At 67.4% G+C, this 23,407-nt stretch carries 18 protein-coding genes; 10 read left to right on the forward strand and 8 right to left on the reverse strand.

Annotation, left to right across the window (positions count from 1 at the left end; all coding sequences use genetic code 11):
* Positions 1 to 29: 29 nt before the first annotated feature.
* From lldP to B9Y82_RS10275, 3 genes are all read right to left on the reverse strand, one after another.
* Positions 30 to 1,688 (reverse strand): L-lactate permease, encoded by a 1,659-nt coding sequence (lldP, locus tag B9Y82_RS10265; RefSeq protein ID WP_100473108.1) that lies wholly within the window; start codon positions 1,686 to 1,688, stop codon positions 30 to 32.
* A gap of 224 nt (positions 1,689 to 1,912) precedes the next feature.
* Entirely contained in the window at positions 1,913 to 2,365 is a 453-nt protein-coding gene (locus tag B9Y82_RS10270) for an MgtC/SapB family protein (protein WP_100473111.1), read from the reverse strand.
* A 123-nt stretch (positions 2,366 to 2,488) separates the two neighbouring features.
* Positions 2,489 to 3,247, reverse strand: a complete 759-nt coding sequence (locus B9Y82_RS10275) for an SDR family NAD(P)-dependent oxidoreductase (RefSeq protein ID WP_100475210.1) — start codon at positions 3,245 to 3,247, stop codon at positions 2,489 to 2,491.
* A 393-nt stretch (positions 3,248 to 3,640) separates the two neighbouring features.
* Between B9Y82_RS10275 and B9Y82_RS10280 the strand changes: the two genes are divergently transcribed.
* Positions 3,641 to 4,594 (forward strand): helix-turn-helix transcriptional regulator, encoded by a 954-nt coding sequence (locus B9Y82_RS10280; RefSeq protein ID WP_100473117.1) that lies wholly within the window; start codon positions 3,641 to 3,643, stop codon positions 4,592 to 4,594.
* 92 nt (positions 4,595 to 4,686) lie between these two features.
* On the opposite strand, the gene B9Y82_RS10285 is transcribed toward B9Y82_RS10280, so the two are convergent.
* From B9Y82_RS10285 to B9Y82_RS10295, 3 genes are all read right to left on the reverse strand, one after another.
* Positions 4,687 to 6,597, reverse strand: a complete 1,911-nt coding sequence (locus B9Y82_RS10285) for a CocE/NonD family hydrolase (RefSeq protein ID WP_100473120.1) — start codon at positions 6,595 to 6,597, stop codon at positions 4,687 to 4,689.
* A gap of 144 nt (positions 6,598 to 6,741) precedes the next feature.
* Complete coding sequence (locus B9Y82_RS10290) at positions 6,742 to 7,128, reverse strand: DUF4440 domain-containing protein (RefSeq protein WP_100473123.1); 387 nt, start codon at positions 7,126 to 7,128, stop codon at positions 6,742 to 6,744.
* Positions 7,128 to 8,486 (reverse strand): MFS transporter, encoded by a 1,359-nt coding sequence (locus B9Y82_RS10295; protein ID WP_100473125.1) that lies wholly within the window; start codon positions 8,484 to 8,486, stop codon positions 7,128 to 7,130. Before B9Y82_RS10295 ends, B9Y82_RS10290 begins: the two co-directional genes overlap by 1 nt.
* Before the next feature lie 105 nt (positions 8,487 to 8,591).
* Here B9Y82_RS10295 and B9Y82_RS10300 point away from each other — a divergent pair, with 105 nt between their 5' ends.
* Positions 8,592 to 9,488, forward strand: a complete 897-nt coding sequence (locus B9Y82_RS10300; protein ID WP_100473128.1) for a LysR family transcriptional regulator — start codon at positions 8,592 to 8,594, stop codon at positions 9,486 to 9,488.
* Positions 9,489 to 9,587: 99 nt separating this feature from the next.
* On the opposite strand, the gene B9Y82_RS10305 is transcribed toward B9Y82_RS10300, so the two are convergent.
* Positions 9,588 to 12,383 carry a beta-glucosidase family protein gene (locus B9Y82_RS10305; RefSeq protein ID WP_100473131.1) on the reverse strand — a complete coding sequence of 932 codons (2,796 nt, stop codon included), beginning with the start codon at positions 12,381 to 12,383 and terminating at the stop codon, positions 9,588 to 9,590.
* Between the two features lie 338 nt (positions 12,384 to 12,721).
* Between B9Y82_RS10305 and B9Y82_RS10310 the strand changes: the two genes are divergently transcribed.
* Positions 12,722 to 13,156 carry a VOC family protein gene (locus B9Y82_RS10310; protein ID WP_100473133.1) on the forward strand — a complete coding sequence of 145 codons (435 nt, stop codon included), beginning with the start codon at positions 12,722 to 12,724 and terminating at the stop codon, positions 13,154 to 13,156.
* 338 nt (positions 13,157 to 13,494) lie between these two features.
* The gene (locus B9Y82_RS10315; RefSeq protein WP_100473136.1) at positions 13,495 to 14,199 is read left to right on the forward strand and encodes a helix-turn-helix domain-containing protein; all 705 of its coding nucleotides are present in this window, start codon (positions 13,495 to 13,497) and stop codon (positions 14,197 to 14,199) included.
* A gap of 9 nt (positions 14,200 to 14,208) precedes the next feature.
* Here the strand turns inward: B9Y82_RS10315 and B9Y82_RS10320 are convergent, their stop codons facing one another.
* Entirely contained in the window at positions 14,209 to 15,087 is an 879-nt protein-coding gene (locus B9Y82_RS10320; RefSeq protein WP_238381587.1) for a sterol desaturase family protein, read from the reverse strand.
* Between the two features lie 142 nt (positions 15,088 to 15,229).
* On the opposite strand from B9Y82_RS10320, the gene B9Y82_RS10325 reads away from it, so the two are divergent.
* The 6 genes from B9Y82_RS10325 (at position 15,230) to B9Y82_RS10350 (ending at position 23,405) form a co-directional block, all read left to right on the forward strand.
* A complete protein-coding gene (locus tag B9Y82_RS10325) occupies positions 15,230 to 16,180 on the forward strand; it encodes a LysR family transcriptional regulator (protein WP_202908124.1) in 951 nt (316 codons plus the stop codon).
* Between the two features lie 92 nt (positions 16,181 to 16,272).
* Positions 16,273 to 16,923, forward strand: coding sequence for a DsbA family oxidoreductase (locus tag B9Y82_RS10330; RefSeq protein ID WP_100473141.1), 651 nt, complete (start codon positions 16,273 to 16,275; stop codon positions 16,921 to 16,923).
* Between the two features lie 35 nt (positions 16,924 to 16,958).
* Complete coding sequence (locus tag B9Y82_RS10335) at positions 16,959 to 17,966, forward strand: cyclase family protein (RefSeq protein WP_100473144.1); 1,008 nt, start codon at positions 16,959 to 16,961, stop codon at positions 17,964 to 17,966.
* A 288-nt stretch (positions 17,967 to 18,254) separates the two neighbouring features.
* Positions 18,255 to 18,869 carry a translesion DNA synthesis-associated protein ImuA gene (gene imuA / locus B9Y82_RS10340; protein WP_100473147.1) on the forward strand — a complete coding sequence of 205 codons (615 nt, stop codon included), beginning with the start codon at positions 18,255 to 18,257 and terminating at the stop codon, positions 18,867 to 18,869.
* A 9-nt stretch (positions 18,870 to 18,878) separates the two neighbouring features.
* On the forward strand, positions 18,879 to 20,288 hold the full coding sequence (locus B9Y82_RS10345) for a Y-family DNA polymerase (protein WP_100473149.1): 1,410 nt from the start codon (positions 18,879 to 18,881) through the stop codon (positions 20,286 to 20,288).
* Between the two features lie 6 nt (positions 20,289 to 20,294).
* A complete protein-coding gene (locus B9Y82_RS10350; RefSeq protein ID WP_100473152.1) occupies positions 20,295 to 23,405 on the forward strand; it encodes an error-prone DNA polymerase in 3,111 nt (1,036 codons plus the stop codon).
* The last annotated feature ends 2 nt before the right edge of the window (positions 23,406 to 23,407 follow it).

Below are 23,407 nucleotides of genomic sequence, written 5' to 3' on the forward strand. Positions count from 1 at the left end.
CAACGGATGGTCGGCTGACCGTGCATGACTCAGGGAATCATCCAGGTCAGCCAGTAGGCCTGCGCCAGCGTGATCAGGCCGACCATCGTGGTGAAGATCAGGCTGTGCTTGACGGTGAAGCGGAACAGGTCCGATTCCTTGCCGGCCAGGCCGACCGCGGCGCAGGCAATGGCGATCGACTGCGGTGAGATCATCTTGCCAGTAACGCCACCGGTGGTATTGGCCGCCACCAGCAGCACGTCGGACACCCCGATCTGCTGCGCGGTGGTGGCCTGCAGCGCCGAGAACAAGGCGTTGGACGAGGTGTCCGAGCCGGTCAGGAACACGCCCAGCCAGCCCAGGAACGGCGAGAAGAACGGGAACGCGTCGCCGGTGTGCGCCAGTGCCAGCGCCAGCGTGGCCGACAGGCCTGAATAATTGGCGATGAAGGCAAAGGCGAGCACCATGCCGATCGAATAGATCGGCATGCGCAGCTCACGCACGGTTTCGCCGAAGGTCTGCAACGCCGAACGGGCCGGCATGCGCAGCGCGATGATGGCGATCACCGCGGCGAGGATGATCGAGGTACCGGTGGCCGAGAACCAGTCGAACGTGTAGATCGCCTCGTAGCTGAGCGGCGCGTCCACGATCGGCGGCATCTTCTGCACCCTCTGGTCCAGGCCCGGCACCGGGAGCTTCAGCACCCAGCTTTCCAGCGGGCCACCTGCCGCGAACAGCGACTTGAACGGCTGGATGCTCCACAGCGTGACCATCGCGGTAAGGATCAGGAACGGCGACCATGCCTTGGCGATCTGGCCGACGCTGTAGCGCGGTGCCTCCAGTGCCTGTGCCGCCGCCTCGGCGCTGGTTTCGGTGTCGAAGCGGAAGATCCGCACCGGCTTCCAGCGGCGCAGGAACAGGGTCAGGCAGACCAGCGACGCCAGCGACGCGGTGATGTCCGGCAGCTCCGGACCGATGAAGTTGGAGGTCAGGTACTGCGCGATGGCGAAGGAGCCGCCGGCCACCAGCACCGCCGGCCAGGTTTCCTTGATGCCGCGCCAGCCATCCATGATCGCCATGATCCAGAACAGCACGATGAGGGTCAGGAACGGCAGCTGGCGGCCGGCCATCTGGCCGATCTCGAACGCGTCCAGGCCGGTAACCTGCCCGGCCACGATGATCGGAATGCCCATCGCACCGAACGCCACCGGCGCGGTGTTGACGATCAGGCACAGGCCGGCGGCATACAGCGGCTTGAAGCCCAACCCGACCAGCAGTGCCGCGGTAATCGCCACCGGCGCACCGAAACCGGCCGCGCCCTCCAGGAAGGCACCGAAGGCGAAACCAACCATCAGCATCTGCAGGCGCTGGTCTTCGGTGACCGACAGGATCGATGCGCGGATGATGTCGAACTGCCCGGTCTTGACCGAGACTTTGTAGAGGAACACCGCGCCGATGATGATCCAGGCGATCGGCCACAGGCCGTAGACGAAGCCGAAACCGGCCGCGCCCAGCGCCTGGCTCAACGGCATGCGGTAGAACAGCAGGGCCACGCCCAGCGCGATGGCCACGGTGATCGTGCCGGCGAGCCAGCCCTTCATGCGCAGCACGGCCAGGGCAACGAAGAAGAACGCGATCGGCAACAGCGCGATCAGGCTGGACAACCACAGGTTGCCGGCGGGGTCGTACAGGTGTTGCCAGGGCTGCATGAAGGCTCTCGACTGGGGCGGGATGTGCTCCACCGCAGGCGGTGGGTCGCCGTGGTCGATACTTATTGGTCGTACCAATAATCGGAATCATCGAACCACGTGGAGCGGATTTAACCGCCGCTCCGGCGAAGCGCCTATTAGACCATAGGGCTAGTTGCCATATTGGTCCGACCATTATGCATGGCAGTGGTAGTGCCGGTCGCTGCCCGGCAACTCCGCACTTCCTACGAGATCCGCTTCTCCAGCCGCCGCATCACTGCCAGCACCAGCACGCACAGCACGCTCACCCCGATCGCAATCATGTATTTGCCGATACCCACGGCGATGCCGATGGCCGCCGCCATGATCAGCGAGCTTGCGGTGGTCAATCCGCTGACCTGGTCCTCGCGTGAACCGCGCAGGATGGTCCCGGCGGCCACGAAGCCCACGCAGGCCACCACCGCTTCGATCAGGCGTACCGGGTCAACCTGCAGCAGGTCGCGGTAGCGCTCCTGCTGGAAATGTTCGGCCACCGAGTCGCCGAGGCCGACGATCAGTGCGGCGGCACCGGCAATCAGCATGTGCGTGCGCAGGCCGGCAGCATGCTTGCCCATTTCGCGCTCGACCCCGAGCACGCCGCCAAACAACATCGCTGCGGCTACGCGCAGCAGGATCGAGACATCCTGGGTGAGTTCCATGGGCAGGCTCCGGGATTTTCCCGGAGCGTTGCGTGCACGGCGTGGGACGGGGGTGAAGGTGGCACCACGGTCCGTTCACCCGGTAGCGCCGGGCCATGCCCGGCGCCATCGGCAATCAGCGCATCACTGCGCCAGATAACCACCATCGATCGCGTAGTAGGTGCCGGTCGCGAAAGAGGCGTCGTCGCTCGCCAGCCAGGCCACCAATGCCGCCACTTCCTCGGCCGTGCCCAGCCGCTTCAGCGCATGCCGCCCTTCCAGCGTCGCGCGCACCTTCGGGTCCATTTTCTCCAGCAGTGGCGTGCTGATGAAGCCCGGGCCCACTGCGTTGACCCGGATGCCATCTGCAGCATGTTCCCAGGCAGCGGTCTGGGTCAGCCCGACCACGCCGTGCTTGGCCGCCACGTACGCAGTGGAACCGGCATAGCCCACCTGGCCCAGGATCGAGGCCATGTTGATGATGCTGCCGCCTGTTCCGGCCGCCTTCATCGTCTGGATCTGCGCACGTTGGCACAGGAACACGCTGGTCAGGTTGACATCGATCACGCGCTGCCAACCCTCGATTGGATAGTCACCGCTGCTGGCCGCCGGGCCACTGATACCAGCGTTGTTGACCGCGATATGCACACCGCCCAGTTCTTTCACCGTGCGCTGCACCGCTGCCTCCACCGCCACGTCGTCGGTCACGTCCAGCGCGATGCCGATGGCCTGTGCACCGGTGCTGTGCAACTGCGCCACGGTGGCATCCACCGCATCCTGCTTGAGGTCCCAGACCGAAATACGGGCACCGGACGCGGCCAGCGTCTGCGCCACGGCCAGGCCGATGCCCGACACGCCGCCGGTCACGATCGCGGTCTTGCCGGTCAACTGGTAATCAATCATCTGCATTCTCCATCGGTGGGGTATCGATGCGGCGCGCGGCCGCCAATCAATCACCTTACGCCGGCCGCTGTGACGAGCTGGCCCACAGCCTGTCCGCGGAGGATCGTTCCAGCAATGAAACCTCAACCTAAGTTTATGTATGGAATTCCGTACGGATATATCGCCAAAACGCTGGCGTATGTTCCGCACCCCCGTCAACTTGGCCGTAATGACCAATCGGTTTGACCGTATTCAAATGCCATGCGAATGATTCGCAGCGACAATGGGAAACGTTTCCAGTTTCTTCGACACATTCCTTCCCACCTGGCGCGTTACCGGCCTCCCAAGCTGCCCGTTACACGGCAGCGCATGGGCCCATGGCCGCCAGCGCCTCCCTCCTGTACATGCCGAGCGATGTCCCGATACTTCACCTTTGCCGATTACCGCCGCTTCGGCCACCGCCACGGCTTCGACTACCGCGCCGATCCGGAACACCTGCGCGACGACCAGTGGGCCGGCTGCGGCGAAGTCAACGAGCAGTTCATGCGCGGTGGCATGAGCCTGATCGCCTCCGACGTGCATAACCGGTTCCCCTATGTGGCCACCGCGCAGCAGCGTCCCGGGCTCGCCATCCGCGTGATGCTGCAGGGCCAGGTCGACGTGCGCGTCCCGCGGCGCGGAGGATTCACGTTGCGCGCCGGCACCGCGATGACCGCCCATCATCGCGACCAGATCGAGATGACCGGCGCGCATCCCGGCGAAACCCGCCTGCGCGGGGTCAGCGTGATCGTGCCAAGTGGAATCGAGGCGGATGTCTTCCAGATGCCACAGCTGGAAAACGCGCTTGGCACGCACCTGGAATGCCGCCACTGGGCCATTCCCCACGCCATGCTGCCGGTGCTGGGCCAGTTGTTCGACAGCCCATGGCAGGACGGCATCGACGCCTTGTGGCGCGAAGGCGTCGCGCTGCAGTTGCTGGCCCTCGGCCTGCAGGCCGAAGATCTGCAGACCGACCAGGTGCGCGCGCTGCGCGCCGGCCAGCGCGAGCGCCTGGAACGGGTGCGCAGCTACCTGCATGACGACCCCAGCCATGCGCACAGCCTGGTCGAGCTGGCCCAGCTGGCCTGCATGAGTCCCAGCTCATTGCGCCGCCATTTTGCCCAGCAGTATGGAAGCTCCGTATTCGACTACCTGCACGAGCAGCGCATGCGCCATGCCGAACAGGGCCTGCGCGAGGATGGCTGGACGGTTGAACAGGCCGCCGCCGCCAGCGGTTACCGCCATCCCAGCAATTTCGCAGCCGCGTTCCGCAAGCGCTTCGGCCTGGTCCCCAGCCGCTGGCGCACCGGTCCTTCGAAGGTCGGCTGAAAGCCCCTGTTGTGGTAGGTGCCGACCTTGGTCGACACGCTTCATACCGATGCGGATGCCGGCCAGCGGCCGGCACCACCACCCGCTCCGCCTCAGTACACCGGCAGATCGATGTAGCTGGCCTGTGCCGCGCTGTGCCAGACCCGCTGGGTGGCCTTCTGGTAGTCACCCGGCTTGGCCAGGTAGACGTTCGGCACGTAGGTCTGCGGATTGCGGTCGTACAGCGGGAACAGGCTGGACTGCACCTGCACCATCACCCGGTGCCCCTTCTGGAAGGTGTGGTTGGCATTGGGCAGGTCGAAGCGGTACGGCAGCACTTCGTTGGCAGCCAGCGGTTTCGGATCGCTGAAGCTCTCGCGATAGCGGCCACGGAAGATCGCCAGCGACACCGGCAATTCATAGCCACCCATTTCCGGCGTCGACGCTTCCTGGTCCGGATACACGTCGATCAGCTTCACCACCCAGTCGCTGTCGGTGCCACTGGTCGACGCCTGCAGATGCACCACCGGTGCGCCGCCGATGCGCAGCGGCGCGGTCAGCGGTTCGGTGATGAAGGTCAGCACGTCCGGGCGGCCATCGACGAAGCGCTGGTCCTTGACCAGCCAGGTGGTCCACATGTCGCGGTCGCCGAAGCGGACCGGGCGCGGCACGAACGGCACCGGCTTGGCCGGGTCGGACACATATTCCTCGAAATCACCCTCGCCCGCCGCCGGCGCCTGGAACGCCAGCTTGCCGCCGGCCCGCAGGTACAGCGGCTTGCTGCTGGCGGCACAGCCCTTGTCGCAACTGCGCGGCCAGCCCTTGAGGCGATCCCAGTGGTTCTCACCGGTGTTGTAGATCAGCACCGGCGGCGTGTCCGCCTTCGGCGCACCGTCCACCAGGTACTGGTCGAAGAACGGCTTGAGCACATCGCGACGGAACTGCAGCGCGGTATCGCCATCGAACTTCAGCGCACCCAGCTCGCTGCCGCTGTAGTTCACCTGGCTGTGCCGCCACGGGCCCATCACCAGGTAGTTGCGGTTGTTGCCGCTGTCGCGCCCTTCCATCGCCTGGTAGGCATGGTTGGCACCCCACATGTCTTCCTGGTCCCACAGGCCCTGCAGCCACATGGTCGGCACCTTCAACGGTGTCTTTGCCATCACCGCGTCCAGCGCCTGGCCCTGCCAGAAGCCGTCATAGGCCGGGTGCTCGACCAGCTTCTTCCACCAGGTCAGCTGGTCCACGCCGGTGAAGCGCGCGTAGTCGCCGGCCGAACCGATGCGCAGGAAGGTGCTGTAGTCGTCGTAGCCGAGGCTGGGCAGCGGCGTGCCCTTGCCGCGCTTCTCGGTCTGCATCGCGAAGTAGTTGAAGTTGACTTGGCGGAACGCACCGTAATTGAGCCAGTCGTCGCCCATCCAGCCATCGACCATCGGGCTCTGCGGCGCGGCCACCTTCAGCGCCGGGTGTGGGTCGGTCAGCGCCATCACCACGGTGAACCCCTCGTACGACGAGCCGAGCATACCGACCTTGCCGTTGCTCTCCGGCACGTTCTTCACCAGCCAGTCGATGGTGTCCCAGGCATCGGTGGAATGGTCGACTTTGGTGTTGTTGAGCGGCCCGCGCAAGGGCCGGGTCATCACGTAATCGCCTTCGGAGCCGTACTTGCCACGGATATCCTGGAACACACGGATGTAGCCACCGTCGACGAAAACCTCGTCGCCCTGCGGCAGCAGGTCGCGCATGCGTGGCGAATCACTGCGGTTGGCGCGGCCAGCGGCATCGTAGGGCGTGCGGGTCAGCAGGATCGGCGCGTTGTGGGCGCCCTTGGGCACCACAATCACCGTATACAGCTTGGTGCCATCACGCATCGGCACCATCACCACGCGCTTGTCGTAGTCGCGGCCGACATCGGGGGCAACGAAGGGCTTGCCGCTGATGTCCGGGGTCATCGGCGGGGTATCGGCAGCCAGCACGGTGCTGGACAGGCAAAGGGCGATGGCTACAGCAACGGCACGCACACGCATGGAGACCCCTCCCGGCAGGAAAGCCTCAAGCCTACTCCTGCCCTGTGCCGTGAAGTGTGTGCAGGCTTTGCATTCTGCGGTGGATGCAGGCAGGACTGATGGCACATGTGCCTCCGGTGCCGCTGCGCTCGCCGGCACTATCGGTCAGGCTGCCGCCACCTCATGCAACGCCAGCCAGCACCAGCGCCCCTGCTCCTGCCTCAGTACCGCCAGCGACTCCCGCCATGCGGGTGCGCCGCCATCGATCGCATGCCCTTCGCGATAGCGCAGTACCGCCAGAGGTGAAGGCGCTTCCACCGCCTGCACGGCTTCGATGGAAATCTGCAGCCCTGGACGCGTGCCATGGCTGCCCGCGAACAGCGCCTGCACGGCATTCCGGTCCAGCCTGCGACCGGCGATGCCGACCATGCTGAAGTCCGCGCAGAAATGCGCCATCAGGTCCTCCAGCGCGTCGGTGCCGACGTCGGCACGGAACCAGGCCTGCAGCTTGTCGTGCAGGTGGTGGACTTCATGTTCTGCGGTGGTATTCATCAGGCATTCTCGGGTTGCGGAAAGGAAAGCTGTTGCGGCCGGCGCAACAGCGCCAGAGGCAGCAGGGTCAGTACGGCGGCCAGCCCCAGCGCTACGCGGGTGGCGTGGGCCGGCAGCCATTGCATGACCAATGCCAGCAGCAGCGCGATGGCCGCGGTGCCCAGGCAGAAGCTGAGTTGGCGGTTGAGATTCCAGAGTGCGCTGGCATCGCCCAATGCGTCGCCCTCGACCCCATGGAAGGCCAGCGTCTGCGCGGTGCTGCTGCACAGGCTGCCGCCGGCGCCCATCAGTGCGAACAACAGCCCGGCCAACGCGAACGCCGGCTGCGGCAGCAGCGCCATCAGCAGCAGGCCGCTGGCCTGCAGGAGCATGCCGGCGCGCAGTACCGTGGCCGCACCGAAGCGGACCAGCAGGCGCTTGCTGGCTGTGATCGCAATGGCCGAGGCCAGCGCCCACGGCAGCATCAACGCGCCGATGCGTGCAGCGCTGTAACCGGCCTGGTGCAGCTGCAGCGTGCTGACCAGCTGGCTGCCGATGAACACACCGGGTACGGCCAGATAGACCAGCATCGCCAGGCGCAGCCCGCGATGGGATAGCAGCGACCAGCGCAGCAGGGGCTGCGCCTGCCGGCGTGCATGCCGCAGGTGGGCCGCCGCCAACAGCAGTGCAATCAACAGCAGTACGACACCGGCTGACCGATGGCCGGGTTCGCCCAGCCAGGTAAGCGCCAACAGCAGCGCGCCCAGCGCCAGCATCGCGGTGGACAGCGCATAGGACTGCAGGCGTGGCGCACTACGCGCGCCGTCGGCCGGCGTCCACGCCAGTACCAGCCCAATCGCCACCACCGCCAGCGGCAGGCTGGCCCAGAGCACACCGCGCCAGGACAACCACTGCACCAGCAGCCCACCGAGCGCGGGCGCCAGTGCCGGCACCAGCAGCGCCACCAGCAGGATGCGGCGGGTCAGCGCGCCACGCTGGTCGGGCGTGCAGTGCCGGTACGCTGCCGCCTGTGCCACCGGAATCAGCAGGCCACCGGCCAGGCCCTGCAGCAGCCGCCAACCCAGCAGCCAGCCGATGCCCGGTGCAGCGCCCGCCAGTGCAGCGGCGCTCGCGAACAGCAGCAGCGCCACCAGCAGCAGACGGCGCTCACCACAGCGCGCGGCCAGCCAGGGCGCCAGCGGAATCACCACGCTCAGGCCCAGCATGTAGGCCGTGCCCACCCAGGCCAGGGTGCCGACGTCGGCGCGCAGTTCCGCCGCCAAGGCCGGATAGGCCACCGTGGCGATGAACATGTTGACCAGATCCAGGGCGAACACCAGCAGGAAGATCGCCTCGTGGCGCAGGCGGGGGGACGGCATCGGCGGCGCTCCAGCGGGGAAGCGGCCAGCATGCCGTGCGGGCTTTGTTGGAAAAACACGACGACAGCTGCAACACTGTCAAATCTTTTTTGACAATGGACCACCATGGTCAGCCTCGATCGCTTCGATATCTTCCGTGCCGTGGTCGAGGCCGGCAGCCTGACCGCCGCGGCCGATCGCCTCGGCCTGAGCCGTGCGGTGGTCAGCTTCAACCTGAAGCGGCTGGAGCAGGAGCTGGGTGTGACCCTGCTGCTGCGCAGTACCCGCCACCTGGCCCTGACCGACGCTGGCGAGCAGTTCCTGCAGCACTGCGTGCAGGCGCTGGATGCCGCACAGGCGGCGATCGATGCCGCACGCCGCGACCAGCACCAACTGCAGGGTGTGTTGCGCCTCACCACCACCCCGGAGTACGCGCAGCTGCGCCTGATTCCCGCACTGGAAGCCTTCCGTGCGCGGCATCCGGCCCTGCAGCTGCACCTGTCGACCTCACCGGCGCCGGCCGACCTGATTCCCGAACGTTTCGACCTGGCGATCCGCCTCGGCCGTCTGCCCGATTCGGGCCTGCATGCCAGTGAACTGGAACGGCATCCACTGTGCGCGGTGGCGGCTCCGTCCCTGCTGGCACGCCTGCCCTCTGCCGATGCTGCCGATGATCCCGTGCAGCTGGGCACCCTGCCCCGCCTGGGCTACCCGCGCCTTGCCGATGTGCCGGTGATTGCACCTGACGGCAGCGACGCGCTGTTTGCCACCAACCCGGGCAATGCAGTGGTGCGCGTGGATGGCGCCAGCAGCCTGCGCGCCTTTGCCGTGGCCGGCGCCGGGGTCACCGTGCTGCCACGCTGGCTGATCGAGGACGACCTGGCCCAGGATCGCCTGCGCCCGGTGCTGCGCCAGCACCGCTTCCCACAACAGAGCGTGTACGCGGTCTACCCGCACAGCACGCAGCCTTCACCGAAGGTGCGGCAGCTGATCGATTTCCTGCGCGGGTGGTTCGTCACCTGAAAAGGGGACGGAGGGGATTAAGTCGTTTATGCATAAACGACTTAATCCCCTCCGTCCCCTTTTTTTGCACGGCCCCTTGCGGGGCCATGCCTTCAGGCATCAGCGCAGCACCTGCTCCACCAGCTGCACGTCCACTGTCTGCAGTGGTTCGGCGGCGTTGCGCGACAGCTGCACCTGGTAGGTGCCACCGTCGATCTTCCACTGGCGGGCCTGCGCATCGTAGTGGGCCAGGGTCTTCGGCTCGGCTTCGATGCGGATGCGGCGCTGTTCGCCCGGCTGCAGGGTCACCTTGTCGTAGCCGATCAGGCGGATCGGCGTGGTGCTGCCGGCCGGCAGTTTCAGGTACAGCTGGGCGACGTCGGCACCGGCGCGCTTGCCGGTGTTGCGGATGTCGACGCTGGCGACCAGGCGCGAGCCTTCCACGCTCACCTTCAGGTTTTCATAGGCGAACGAGGTGTAGGACAGGCCATGGCCGAAGGCGAAGGTCGGGGCCAGGCCCTTGGCCGCCATCCACTTGTAGCCGACGTTGGCGCCTTCGATATCGAAATCGAATACATCACCGAACGGCTTGGCCGGCTTGAAGCCGAGGCCATCGATGTGCGGGCGCGGCAGCTGCGATTCGTCCACCACCCAGGTCACCGGCAGGCGGCCGGACGGATTGGCCTGGCCGGTCAGCAGCGCGGCAATGCCTTCGCCACCGCGGATGCCCGGGTACCAGGCCTGCAGCATCGCCGGCACCTGCGCCAGCCACGGCGTGCGCACCGGGCCGTTGGTTTCCAGCACCAGCACGGTCTTCGGGTTGGCCTTGGCCACGGCCGAGATCAGGGCGTCCTGGTTGTCCGGCAACTGCATGTCCGGCAGGTCCACCGATTCGGCCGCCCACTGGGTGGCGAACACGATGGCCACATCCGCCTGTGCGGCAGCCTTGGCCGCAGCGGCGGCGTTGGTACCGTCCACATACTCGATGGTTGCATCCGGACGCGCCGCACGCAGCGATTCCAGCGGCGAGGACGGGTGGAAGATCACCGGGCCCGGCCAGGTGGTCGGCAGCACGCCTGGCACCGCGTTGGTGCCCTTGGCGGTCACGCCCACCATCGACGAACCACCGCCACCGATCACGCCCTTGTCGGCGTGGCCGCCGATGATGACGATGCGCTTCACGCTGTCGGCCAGCGGCAGCAGGTTGCCTTCATTGCGCAGCAGCACGCTGCCTTCTTCCACCGTGCGCTGGGCAACGGCGAAACCGGCCTCGGCGTCGACCTTCTGGTGCTGCGGCGGGTTGTCGAAATTGCCGTGCAGGAACATCGTGCGCAGGATGCGCGCCACCATGTCGTTCAGGCGCGCCTGCGGCACCACGCCGCCATGCACGGCCAGGCGCAGCGGTTCGTCGAAGAACACCGCCGCGTCGAACACTTCGCCGGCCGACTGCTGGTCCAGGCCGGCCAGCGCCGCCTTCGAGCCACTGTGCACGCCGCCCCAGTCGGACATCACGAAGCCGGGGAACTTCCATTCCTGCTTCAGCACCTGGTTCATCAGGTAGCCGTTCTCGCAGCCATAGGTGCCGTTGATCTTGTTGTACGAGCACATCGCCACGCCCGGTCGGCCGGCGTCAAGCGCGATCTCGAAGGCCAGCAGGTCCGACTCGTGCATGGCCTGTTCGCCGATGCGTACGTCGTGGAAGTTGCGGCGGGTCTCCATGTCGTTCAGCGCGAAGTGCTTCATCGAGGAGATCACGTGCTGGCTCTGCACGCCCTGGATCACTGCGCCAACCATCGAACCGGCCAGCAGCGGGTCTTCACCGGCGTACTCGAAATTGCGGCCGTTGCGCGGGTCTCGCTGCAGGTTGACGCTGCCCGACAGCAGGATGTTGAAGCGCTGCTGCCACGCCTCGCGGCCCATGGTTGCGCCACCGGCAAAGGCGACCGCACGGTTCCAGGTGGAAGCGGTGGACGGACCCGACGGCATTGCCGTGGCGAAATCGCCCGGGCGGATGCCGCCCGGATTGGTCACGCCGACGCCGGCATCGGCCGACTGCTGCGACGGAATGCCCAGCCGCGCCACGCCCGGCACGAAACCGGCCGAACCGACCGCACCTTCCGGCAGCGGGCCACCATCCTTGCCCAGCCCGAAGTAGCTGTGCAGCATCTGGAACTTTTCATCCTCGGTCATCGCCTTCAGCAGCAGCGCAGCGCGCGCATCGGCGTTGAGGGTGGTGTCCATCCACGGCCTGTCACCGTGCTTGTCGGCGGCGTAGGCCAAGGTCAGCAGCGTGGCACGCAGGGTGCTGCCTTCCACCTTGAACGGTGCGCTGCTGGCGGCCTGGAAACCATCGCTGAAGTAACTGGCATCGGCCTCCAGCGCGACATGCGCCGGATCGAAGCCTGCGGCCTTGGCCGATTCACCGGCCACCGCGCCAAGCAGCACCGCCGGTGCGCCCAGCCGCGAACGGGTAACCAGCGCCGGCAGCTGCGCGGCGCCTGCGCCGGCATCGGTATAGACCGCCACGGTGTGGCGACCGTCGTCCAGGCGCAGGTAGTTCAGGCCGGGCTGGTCCGGACCGGATTCGGCAGCGATCGGCAACCGGGTCAGCACGGCCTGGCCGCGCTGGGTCTGGCCATCGTCCTTGCCGGCGGCAATGAAGCGGTACTCGTAGCCCAGGCCATCGGCCAGCACCTGCAGCGGATCGACCTGGCCGATGCCACGCTGTACCTGGCGCACGCTGACCGCGTCCACCTGCAGCGTCTTCAGTTGGGCCGCGAGGGCCGGCATCGCCGCGGCGGTCGGCGCCTGTTCCAGGGTCAGCACGGTGAACGCCGCAGGATCAGCCCAGGCCGGGGTGGCAAGTGCGGCAGACAGGGCCAGGGACAGTGCAAGCGGTTTTGTAAACGTTTTCATCGGCAGGCGTAATTCCGTTGCCAAGGCAATCGGTCCAGGGAAAGTGCCGCCGAAGGGTGCAGCGTTCATGCCGCGCAGGGGTTGCCAGGCAACGTCCCGCAGGCCGAAGGACGGGCCGGTCTGCGCGCGGGACCCTCCTCCCGGCGTGACAACCTGCCTGCCCGGGCCGCGCAGGGCGACCCAATCATGTGAAGATTGTGCGAGGGCATTCACACCTGTCAACAGGACCTAAGTCACAGGGGCAACCTAGTCGCCGGTTATCAGGCCATCACCGGCAGTCATCAGCAGGCCGCACGGGGCTGCCGATAATGGGGCATCACCGGCCCTGCCCTCCGCCCATGAACATGCACCGCGACTTCGACCATCTCTGGCGCGACCGCTGTGATACCTCCAGTCAACGCAGCCCACGCGTGCTGATCCGGGTATTCGTTGCTCCTGGCGAACTGGAGCGCAGCGTGGCCTTCTACGAGCAGCTGCAGGGCGTGGTGGCCGATGCGGGTTTTCCGTTTCCCGATGCCGGCCTGCGCCTGGCGATGGTCGGTGCATTCCTGCTGATCGAAGGTTGCGATGAAGCGCTGGCGCCGTTCACCTCGACCACGGGGACGCTGCTGGTCGATGACGTTCGGCCCTATCACGACAAGCTGGTCGCTGCGGGCGCCGAGATCATCTTCCCGCTGCAGGTGGTACCGACCGGGGCGGCGTTCAATGCGGTGCATCCCGATGGCACCGTGGTCGAGTACGTGCATCACCGGCCCGACCCGCACGGGCGGTGAGGGTACGCACGGCCGGGCTGCGCCCGGCACCCGCAGAGGCGACAGCCAATGCAACAGCAACAGCAAAAACTGGGTTTCTGCAGGCAGGCGGGGTGGATCCGGTTGCGGGGGACGGCGCAAGTACGTCCATGTAGCCTCGATCGCGCCATCCATGGCGCTCACGCCCCCGCAACCGGACCCACCCCGCCTTCGACAATTCCCCGCACGGCCTGCTGTAGCGCCGAACCCATGCTCGGCTCATATGTCTCGGATCTCGAAATATTCGATTTCATCGCTTGGGGTCAGATCCGTTTTCCCAAGGAAAACGGATCTGACCCCAGATTCATTTCGATCCACGCATAGCGTGGATCTACAATTCCTCCATGTCCTCTCCCGCCCTGCCCCGGAATGGCACGCTGCTGCTGGATGCTCACGTGGCCGTGCTGCAGGGCCACGCCCGTGGCAGCGATACGCACGCGCACTACGCCCATCAACTGTTGCTGAGCGACGGCGCGCCCTGGCAGGTCGAGATCGATGGCGTGCAGCAGCAGGGCCAGCGGCTGTGGCTGCCGTCGTTCCAGCCGCATGCAATCCTGTCGGCGCCGCAAGCAGGCTGCATGGTGTTCCTTGAACCGGCCCATGCCGATCCTCCCCAGATCCAGCAGCACCTGCATGCACTGCCGGGCAACGCAGTGGAACTGCATGACTGGCTGCCACGACTGAGCCGCGCACAGCCGCTGGATCGCCGCGTGCAGGCAGCACTGGCCCGTATCACACAGCACCTGCCTGGCCCGGTACCCGCCGCCGATATCGCCGAGGCGGCGCATCTGTCGGCCAGTCAGTTGCACCGGCGCTTCCAGTCCGATCTGGCGGTGACCCTGCGTGGCTGGGTGCTGTGGCAGCGGCTGCGCAGCGCGCTCACGCATCATCTGCGCGGGCACACCCTGACCGTCAGTGCGCATGCCGCCGGATTCGCTGACCTGGCCCATCTGTCACGCAGCCTGCGCCGCATGTTCGGCATCGGTGCCGCACAGCTGCAGGGCCTGCAGTTGCATGCGGCCTGACACCGCCGATCATCCGCGCCTGCGTAACCCGTCCGGCAACGCCGGCACCTCGCCATGCGGCAGTTCGCGGAACGGCGCCAGCAGCTGCCCGGGATAATCGCGCGGATAGTCCGGTTGGCTGCCGATGCCGAGGTCGCGTTGCTGCAGCCGATAGCCGGGCGCATCGAAGGCGGTCCCCAGCAGGTGGTCCCAGACAGTCAGGAACAGGCCGAAGTTGACGTCGCCGGCGGTTCCGTAGCGCATGTGGTGGAAGCGGTGCAGCGGCGCCCAGGCCATCACTCGGCCCAGCATACCCGGGCGCATGTCCACGTTGGAATGCTGCAGCAGCAGCTGGATGGCAATGGCGAACGCCAGCACCGCGGCCACCGGCATCGGCAGGCCCAACACCAGCAGCGGCAGCACGCCACCGACGGCTTCGGCCGCCTGGTGCAACGGGTGTTTCATCAGGCCGTTGAAGCCGTACATGCGGGTGACGCTGTGATGCACCGCGTGCAACCGCCACAGCCAGCCGATGCGATGGCTGGCGTAGTGCACCAGGGTGATGCCAAGGTCGGCGCAGACGATGGCCAGCAGTACCTGCAGCGTGAACGGCCACTGCAGGGGCCACAGCTGCCACGGAATGAGCGCTGCCAGCAGCGGCACCGCGGCGATCGACAGCAGGTTCAGGCTTTCGTTGACCAGCCCATGCAGGGTGTCACGCAGGCTGTCGCCCTGGTCGTGGTTGAACGCGGGGTCATACGGCCAGGCATGTTCGGCAGCGAACGAAACCGCGATGGCGACCGCCAGCAAGACCAGCAGCCATAGCGGATCGCCGCGGAGGTGGCCGACCCACACGACGGCGGCGGCAACGAAACCGAGCAGGAACAACGGGGCATACAGGCGGAGCATCCAGTGTTTCATGGGCAACCCGGAACGTGAGGGGCCTGCATGCTGGCGCGGCGCGACGGTTGCGGGCTTGAACAAACGGCGCAACCCGGCGCGCTCCTGCTGGAGACCCATCGTGGTTGGCACCGCGTTTCCACATCCATGCATGGCGTGGATCTACAATGGCGCCCTCATCGCGCCCGGGACCGGCATGGATTCCTTCAACCTGATGCGTGCCTTCCGCCGCATCGTCGAACGCGGCGGGCTGGCCCGCGCCGCCGAAGACCTGGGCATGTCGCCCGCCGGGCTCAGCAAGCAGTTGCGCACGCTGGAAACACACCTGGGCGTGGTGCTGCTGCAGCGGACCACGCGGCGCATGAGCCTGACCGAGACCGGCCACGCTTATTACCGTGAATGCTGCCGCCTGCTCGACGAGCTGGATGCATTGGAACGTGGCATCGCCGAACAGCGCGGCGAGGTGGCCGGGCGCCTGCGTGTCAATGCACCGCAGTCGTTCGCGCTGAGCACGCTGTCGCCGCTGCTGCCACGTTTCCTGCAGCAGCACCCGCAGCTGTCGCTGGACCTGGTGATGGAAGACCGCCTGCTTGATGCAGTCGGCGAAGGTTTCGATGTGTCGCTGCGGCTGCGTGCCGAACTGGATGACTCACGACTGGTGGCGCGCCGGCTGGCCTCGCTGCAGCAGGTGCTGTGCGCGGCCCCGTCCTACCTGCAGCAGCATCCGGCACCACAGGCGGTGGACGATCTGCAGGCGCACAGCGTGCTGGCCTACAGCCTGTCCGACTCGCCCGGCAGCTGGCCGCTGCTCGGCCCGGATGGGCAGGTGACCATCACCCTGCCGGCACGCGTCACCGTCAACAACAGTCTGCTGCTGCGCGACCTGCTGGTGGCCGGCATGGGCATCGGCGCCCTGCCCTCGTTCCTGGCGGCACCGGCACTGGCCCGTGGCGAACTGCAGCAGGTGCTGCCCGGCCACCGCTATCCGCCGCGCTTCGTGCATGCGGTCTACCCCACCTCGCGCCACCTGCAGCCCAAGGTGCGTGCCTTCATCGATTTCCTGCACGCCGAGCTGCCCGGCTGCGCCGGCCTGGATTCGTAACCGCCAGCGAAAACTGAGCTGCCCGCGGCGTGCTGTTTCAACCACGCCGCGCTGCCTAACCTGCCGCCTCCCCTCTCACCGATGGCAGGCAGATGTCTTCCGTTCCCTCCCCCGCCACCGCAGCGCCGGTGGTCGATTTCTTCCACGACGTGGTCTGCGGCTGGTGCTTCGTGCTGGCCCCGCGCCTGCAGCAGGTCTCGGCCGAACTCGGCATCCAGGTGCGCCACCGCAGCTTCGTGCTGCAGGACTCGCGCGCACAGATGATCGAGGTGTTCGGCTCGATGGAGCGCGCCAAAGCGATCATCCTGCGCCACTGGACCGACTGCGCCGCGCATGAAGACAGCGCACGCATCGATATCGAAGGCATGCGCGCACAGGACTTCGAGTATCCGTCCGGCTGGCTCGGCGCACTGGCCTGCCAGGCCGCCGGCATGCTCGGCGGCAATGATGCCCATGGCGCGATGTTCGATGCCGTGCAGTGGGCGCACCTGCACCAGCACCGCAACATCGGCGATGCCGAAGTGCTGCTGGATATCGCCGAATCGCTGGGGCACCCGCGTGGTGCCTTCGCTGACCACATGCGCAGCGACGCAGTGCGCCAGCGCGTGCAGGCCGATCGTGCCGAAGCCGCCGCCCTCGGCATCCGTTCCATTCCCACCGTGATCGGCGGCAACGGCCTGCGCCTGCAGACCCTGCCGCTGCCACAACTGCGCCAAGCCCTGGCGCACCTGGTCGCGGCCTGAGCCGCACCGTCCCCCACCCTGCAAGGAGATTCCCCATGGCCCCACGTACCCTGGCCACCGCGCTGGCCCTGCTGCTGGCCGGCACCGCCGCTTCCACCACCGTGTCCGCACACGAACGCGTTCCCTCCGGCCAGCAGGTCGGCACCAGCCCCTGGGGGCCGAAGGACGAGATCGGCCGCCTCAACCTGATCACCGAGGCCTCGCGCGCGGACATCCTGTCGCGGGTCAGCGGCGGCAGGGCCTATGACCTGGCCACCGAGTACTACGTCGGCATGCCCAGCTGGCAGGACGCCGGCGACCCGCACTACCAGTTCTGGATGACCCACACCCCGCGCGGCACGGTGATGGATGATCCGATGGGCGTGGGTGAAACCATGAACCTCACCCGCAGCTACACCGGCACCGCCTTCTCGATGTACAGCCACACCGGCACCCATATCGATGCGCTGAACCACTTCGGCATCCATGGAAAGATCTGGAACGGCTTCGAGGCCGACAAGCACCTCGGCGATCGCGGCTGGAACGTCACCGGCATCGAAAAGTTCCCGCCGCTGATCGCGCGTGGCGTGATGATCGACGTGGCAGGCGCCAAGGGCGTGGACATGCTGCCGGACAGCTACCGCGTCACCCGCCAGGACTTGAAGGATGCACTGGCACGCCAGCAGGTGAAACTGCAGCAGGGTGACATCGTGCTGATCCGCACCGGCCGCATGCGCCTGTTCGAACAGCCCAAGGCCTACATGGCCAACCCGCCGGGCATGGGCCTGGATGCGGCGCGCTTCCTGGTCGAGGACAGCGGCGCGATGATCGTCGGCGCCGACAACCTCAGCTTCGAGACCTTCCCCTCGGAGGTTTCCGACGACTACGTGCCGCTGCACACCTACCTGCTGGCCCAGCAGGGCGCACCGATCATCGAGCTGGTGGCGCTGGACGAACTGGCCCGCGACAAGGTCTACGAGTTCGCCTTCATCGGCGGCCCGCTGAAGATCCGCGGCGGCGATGCCGCGCCACTGCGCCCGATCGCGTTGCCGGTCCGCCCGTAACCGGGGCCTGTGGGTGCCGACCCTGGTCGGCACCGTTTCCCCCATCCACGCATGGCGTGGATCTACCGAGGCTCTGTCCAGTAGATCCACGCCATGCGTGGATGCTTTACCCCTTCAGCAACCTGAAACCTGACCTGCCAATTTCATTAGTAATTCTACTCACAACGCGAGTAGCATGTGCGGTCTCAGCCCCTGATACCGGCCCGCCGATACTCGCTCCATGCCTGCCGTTTCCGCCCGTTCCTGCCGCTTCCAGCCTGCCCGGCACCTCTCTTGGAGGACCGGCTGATGGGCGCCGTCGTCGCCCTCGACCGGCTGCTGGACGGCCGCCAGTTGTGGCGCGGCCCGGCCCGGCAGGGGCCGGCCAGTGATCATCTGGCCAGCGGGCACCCGGCACTGGATGCGCGCCTGCCCGGCGGTGGCTGGCCGGCCAGCGGGCTGTGCGAGGTGCTGCAGGCCGCGCCCGGCGTGGGCGAGCTGGCCCTGGTCTGGCCGGCGCTGGCGAAGCTGAGCCAGCGCGACCGCCCGATCGTGCTGGTCGCCCCACCCTACCGCCCGCATGCCCCGGCCTGGGCGGCGGCCGGGCTGGACCTGGCCCAGCTGCAGATCATCCACGCCGCGCCGAAGCAGGCGCTGTGGGCCGCCGAACAATGCCTGCGCTCTGCGGCCTGCGCGGCGGTGCTGTGCTGGCCGCATCAAGCCGACGACCGCACCCTGCGCCGGCTGCAGGTGGCTGCCGACAGCGGCCAATGCCTGGGTTTCGTGTTCCGCGAAGCGCAGGCGGCGCGCAATCCCTCTCCGGCCAGCCTGCGCCTGCAGCTCGACCACGGCCAGGTGCGGGTGCTGAAGTGCCGTGGCGGCCTGCCGCCGGCGCAGCCATTACCGCTGGCCATCGCCCACTGAGGCCGCGCCATGCACTGGGCCTGCCTGTTGTTGCCGCAGCTGGCGTTGGACAGCGTGCTGCGCCTGCAGCCGGACCCGCAGCGGCCGCTGGTGCTGCTGCAGGGGCCGGCGCAGCGTCGCGTGCTGCGAGCGGTCAGCCCGTCCGCACGCGCAGCGGGGCTGCGCCCGGGCATGCTGCTGTCGGCCGCGCAGGTGCTGGTGCAGGATCTGCACCTGCACGATTACGATCCCAACGCCGAACAGCACACCCGGCAACTGCTGGCCAGCTGGGCCTATGCCTACAGTTCGCAGGTCAGCCTCGATTTCCCGCACGCACTGGTCATGGAGATCGGTGCCAGCCGCGCCCTGTTCGGTGACTGGCTGACGATCGAGCAGCGGTTGCGCAACGAGCTGCATGAACTCGGTTTCCGCCACCGCCTGGTGGCCGCACCCACCGCGCATGCCGCGCGCGTGCTGGCCAACGTCCATGATGGCCTTGGCATCGATGCGCAGCAGCTGCCGGCGGCGCTGGCACAGCTGCCGTTGCCGCGCTGCGGCCTGCCCAGCGAAGCGGTGACCGTGCTCGGCCGTTCCGGCCTGCGCACGTTGGGCGCAGTGCTCGAACTCCCTCGCGACAGCCTGGCCCGGCGCTTTTCACCGGAGGTGCTGCAGCAGCTGGATGCGCTGCGCGGCCTGCCTGCCGCACCACTGCGTTACTACCAGCCACCGGACCGTTTCGATGCACGCATCGAATTCGAATACGAGATCGAATCCAGCCAGGCCCTGCTGTTCCCGTTGCGCCGCCTGCTGCTGGACCTGGCCGCTTTCCTGTGTTCGCGCGATGGCGGCGTGCAGCGCTTCGACCTGCATTTCGAGCATGACCTGCTGCCGGCCAGCGTGCTGACCATCGGCCTGCTGGCACCCGAGCGTGATCCCGCATTGCTGTTCGAGATCGCGCGCAACCGCATGGAAGCCTTCGCCTTGCCCGCCGGCAGCCGCGCACTGCGCCTGCAGGCCGAGCAGCTGCCACCGTTCGTTCCCGCCGCGCGTGACCTGTTCGATACCCGGCCGGCGCAGGCGATGCCCTGGAACCAGCTGCGCGAGCGCCTGCGCGCGCGGCTCGGCGATGACGCCGTGCAACCGCTGGCGGTACAGGCCGACCATCGCCCCGAGCGCGCCAGTGGCACCCAGCCGCCGGCCAAGCCTCCGTCGTACTGGCCGCTGCGCCCCGGCTGGTTGCTGGACACTCCGCAACCGCTGCGTGATCCGCGGCTGCGCATCGTCACCGGGCCGGAGCGGATCGAATCGGGCTGGTGGGACCAGGCCGATGCGCGTCGCGATTACTACGTGGTGGAAACCACGCATGGCCAGCGCGGCTGGGCTTTCCGTGAGCGCAACGACCCGCATGCGCCGTGGATGCTGCACGGCTGGTTCGGCTGAGCCGTCATGCACAACGAACTGCCCGGCTACGCCGAACTGCACTGCCTGTCGGCCTTCAGTTTCCAGCGTGGCGCCTCGATCGCCGAAGAACTGTTCGCGCGCGCCGCTGGCCAGGGCTACCGCGCGTTGGCGATCACCGACGAATGCTCGCTGGCCGGCATCGTGCGTGCCTGGCAGGCCGCCAAGGCGCATGCCGTGGCGCTGATCGTCGGCGCCGAATTCCAGGTCGAGGACGGGCCGAAGCTGGCCCTGCTGTGCACTGACCAGGCCGCCTACGCCGGGTTGTGCCAGTTGATCACCACCTGCCGGCGACGCGCGGCCAAGGGCGAGTACCGCTGCCTGCGCGAGGACCTGCTCGGCCTGCCCGACGGCCTGCTGTGCCTGTGGCTGGACCGGCAACCGGCCGCTACTGACCTGGAACTGCTGCGTGCCGGCTTCAACGATCGCCTGTGGCTGGCGGTGGAGCTGCACCACGAGCACGACGACGCGCGCCGCCTGCAGCAGCTGCAGGCCTTCGGCGAGCGCCACCGCCTGCCGCTGGTTGCCAGTGGTGATGTGCACATGCACGTACGCCGCCGCCGCGCCCTGCAGGACACCCTGACCGCGATCCGCCACCGCTGCAGCGTGGCCGAAGCCGGCTGGCGCCTGTTCCCCAATGGCGAGCGCCACCTGCGCCCGCGTACCGCACTGGCCCAGCTGTATCCGCCCGAACTGCTGGCCGAGACCCTGCGCATCGCCGAGCGTTGCCGCTTCACGCTGGAGCAGCTGCAGTACACCTATCCGCGAGAGCTGGTGCCGCAGGGCCACGACCCGGACAGCTGGCTGCGCGTACTGGTCGAACGTGGCATCCCCTGGCGCTGGAAAGGTGGCATCGAACCGGCGCAACGCGCGCAGATCGAACACGAACTGGCGCTGATCAAGCAGAAGAACTACGCCTCGTACTTCCTCACCGTGCAGGACATCGTGCGCTTCGCACGCAGCCAGGGCATCCTCTGCCAGGGCCGCGGCTCGGCGGCCAACTCGGCGGTGTGCTTCGTGCTGGGCGTGACCGAGATCGACCCGGCGCGCAGCAACCTGCTGTTCGAGCGCTTCATCTCCGCCGAGCGCAACGAACCACCGGATATCGACATCGACTTCGAGCACGAGCGCCGCGAGGAAGTGCTGCAGTACGTGTTCAAGCGCTATGGCCGCGAGCGCGCTGCGTTGACCGCGGTGGCGATCAGCTACCGTGGCCGCAGCGCGATCCGCGACGTGGCCCGTGCACTTGGCCTGCCGATGGACCAGGTCAACGAACTGGGCGCGGCGATGGACCACTGGGGCGGCAACATTCCACTTCCGGAAACCCTGCGCGAGCGCGGTTTCGATCCGGACACGCCCTTGATGCGGCGCCTGCTGGCGTTGACCGCTGAGCTGATCGACTTCCCGCGCCACCTGTCGCAGCACCCCGGCGGCTTCGTGATCTCCGAGCACCCGCTGTCGACCCTGGTACCGGTGGAGAACGCGGCGATGGCCGGCCGCACCGTCATCCAGTGGGACAAGGATGACCTGGATGCCACCGGCCTGATGAAGGTCGACTGCCTGGCGCTGGGCATGCTCACCGCCATCCGCAAGTGCCTGGCGATGCTGCAGCAGCATGGCCTGCACGAAGGACGCATGGATGCGATTCCCGATGAAGACGGCCCAACCTACGACATGATCTGCGCCGCCGACACCATCGGCGTGTTCCAGATCGAGTCGCGCGCGCAGATGGCGATGCTGCCACGCCTGCAGCCACGCGAGTTCTACGACCTGGTGATCGAGGTGGCGATCGTGCGCCCCGGCCCGATCCAGGGCGACATGGTCCATCCTTACCTTGAGCGGCGGCGGATCCTGCGCGAACAGGGACCGGACGCGTTGAACGATCCGGACAATCCGCTCTATCCAGCACGGCTGGAACGTGTGTTCGCACGCACGCTGGGCGTGCCGCTGTTCCAGGAACAGGTGATGCAGCTGGCAGTGGAAGCCGCCGGTTACACGCCTGGCCAGGCCGATGCACTGCGCCGCTCGATGGCGGCGTGGAAGCGTCGTGGCGGCTTGGAACCGCATCGCGAAAAGCTGCTGACGGGCATGTTGAAAAACGGCTTCAGCCTGGAATACGGCGAGCACCTGTTCGAGCAGATCAAGGGATTCGGTGATTACGGTTTCCCGGAGAGCCACGCCGCCAGCTTCGCCCTGCTGACCTATGCCAGCTGCTGGCTGAAGTGCCACCATCCGGCCGCGTTCACCGCCAGCCTGATCAACAGCCAGCCGCTGGGTTTCTACAGCCCCGACCAGCTGCTGCAGGATGCGCGCCGGCATGGCATCGGCGTGCTGCCCGTGGACGTGCGCTACAGCGACTGGGACTGCACCCTGGATTTCAGCAAGGGCGCGGCCGCGATCCGGCTCGGCCTGCGCCTGGTCGACGGCTGTAGTGAAGCGGCTGTGCAGGCCATCATGCGCGAACGTGCGCGGCGCCCGTTCGATGATGTCGGCGACCTGTGCCAGCGCACCGCCCTGGATCGCCGCCAGCAGGGCCTGCTGGCCGATGCCGGTGCGCTGCGTGGGCTCAGTGGCCATCGCCATCGTGCGCGATGGGACATCTCCGGCGTGGAGAATCGTCTGCCGCTGTTCGACCAGGCCCGCGCCACTGCTGAAGCCCGCGTGCCACTGCCCCTGCCCAGTGCGTGGGAGGACATGCAGGCCGACTACCGCAGCACGGGCACTACTCTCGGCCGCCATCCCATCTCATTCCTGCGCGCGCAGCTGCGCAGCCGCGGCTGCCTGGATGCCGCACAACTGGCGGGCCACGGCCATGGCCGCCGCGTGCGCATCGCCGGCCTGGTACGCATGCGCCAGCGCCCGCAGACCGCCAGCGGCGTCACCTTCCTCACCCTCGAAGACGAGACCGGCATGGTCAACGCCGTGGTCTGGCGGCACCTGGCCGATCGCCAGCACCGCGTGCTGGTCGATACCCAGCTGATGCAGGTCGATGGCCGCCTGGAGCGCGTCGATGGCGTGCAGCATGTCATCGTGCAGCGCATGCATTGCCTGGATGAACTGCTGCAGGGGCTGCGCAGCCACAGCCGCGATTTCCATTGACG

This window comes from Stenotrophomonas maltophilia (genome assembly GCF_002799155.1).
In the GTDB taxonomy this organism is placed as follows: Bacteria; Pseudomonadota; Gammaproteobacteria; order Xanthomonadales; family Xanthomonadaceae; genus Stenotrophomonas; species Stenotrophomonas maltophilia_R.

What these genes read in the sequence shown, in the direction of transcription:
- B9Y82_RS10275 (WP_100475210.1), bottom strand. Translation starts at nt 3,247, where the DNA reads ATGATTGATTACCAGTTGACCGGCAAGACCGCGATCGTGACCGGCGGC.
- B9Y82_RS10305 (WP_100473131.1), bottom strand. Translation starts at nt 12,383, where the DNA reads ATGAAAACGTTTACAAAACCGCTTGCACTGTCCCTGGCCCTGTCTGCC.
- B9Y82_RS10280 (WP_100473117.1), top strand. Translation starts at nt 3,641, where the DNA reads ATGTCCCGATACTTCACCTTTGCCGATTACCGCCGCTTCGGCCACCGC.
- B9Y82_RS10285 (WP_100473120.1), bottom strand. Translation starts at nt 6,597, where the DNA reads ATGCGTGTGCGTGCCGTTGCTGTAGCCATCGCCCTTTGCCTGTCCAGC.
- B9Y82_RS10300 (WP_100473128.1), top strand. Translation starts at nt 8,592, where the DNA reads ATGGTCAGCCTCGATCGCTTCGATATCTTCCGTGCCGTGGTCGAGGCC.
- lldP (WP_100473108.1), bottom strand. Translation starts at nt 1,688, where the DNA reads ATGCAGCCCTGGCAACACCTGTACGACCCCGCCGGCAACCTGTGGTTG.
- B9Y82_RS10290 (WP_100473123.1), bottom strand. Translation starts at nt 7,128, where the DNA reads ATGAATACCACCGCAGAACATGAAGTCCACCACCTGCACGACAAGCTG.
- B9Y82_RS10295 (WP_100473125.1), bottom strand. Translation starts at nt 8,486, where the DNA reads ATGCCGTCCCCCCGCCTGCGCCACGAGGCGATCTTCCTGCTGGTGTTC.
- imuA (WP_100473147.1), top strand. Translation starts at nt 18,255, where the DNA reads ATGGGCGCCGTCGTCGCCCTCGACCGGCTGCTGGACGGCCGCCAGTTG.
- B9Y82_RS10320 (WP_238381587.1), bottom strand. Translation starts at nt 15,087, where the DNA reads ATGCTCCGCCTGTATGCCCCGTTGTTCCTGCTCGGTTTCGTTGCCGCC.
- B9Y82_RS10330 (WP_100473141.1), top strand. Translation starts at nt 16,273, where the DNA reads ATGTCTTCCGTTCCCTCCCCCGCCACCGCAGCGCCGGTGGTCGATTTC.
- B9Y82_RS10335 (WP_100473144.1), top strand. Translation starts at nt 16,959, where the DNA reads ATGGCCCCACGTACCCTGGCCACCGCGCTGGCCCTGCTGCTGGCCGGC.
- B9Y82_RS10345 (WP_100473149.1), top strand. Translation starts at nt 18,879, where the DNA reads ATGCACTGGGCCTGCCTGTTGTTGCCGCAGCTGGCGTTGGACAGCGTG.
- B9Y82_RS10350 (WP_100473152.1), top strand. Translation starts at nt 20,295, where the DNA reads ATGCACAACGAACTGCCCGGCTACGCCGAACTGCACTGCCTGTCGGCC.
- B9Y82_RS10270 (WP_100473111.1), bottom strand. Translation starts at nt 2,365, where the DNA reads ATGGAACTCACCCAGGATGTCTCGATCCTGCTGCGCGTAGCCGCAGCG.
- B9Y82_RS10325 (WP_202908124.1), top strand. Translation starts at nt 15,230, where the DNA reads ATGGCGTGGATCTACAATGGCGCCCTCATCGCGCCCGGGACCGGCATG.
- B9Y82_RS10310 (WP_100473133.1), top strand. Translation starts at nt 12,722, where the DNA reads ATGAACATGCACCGCGACTTCGACCATCTCTGGCGCGACCGCTGTGAT.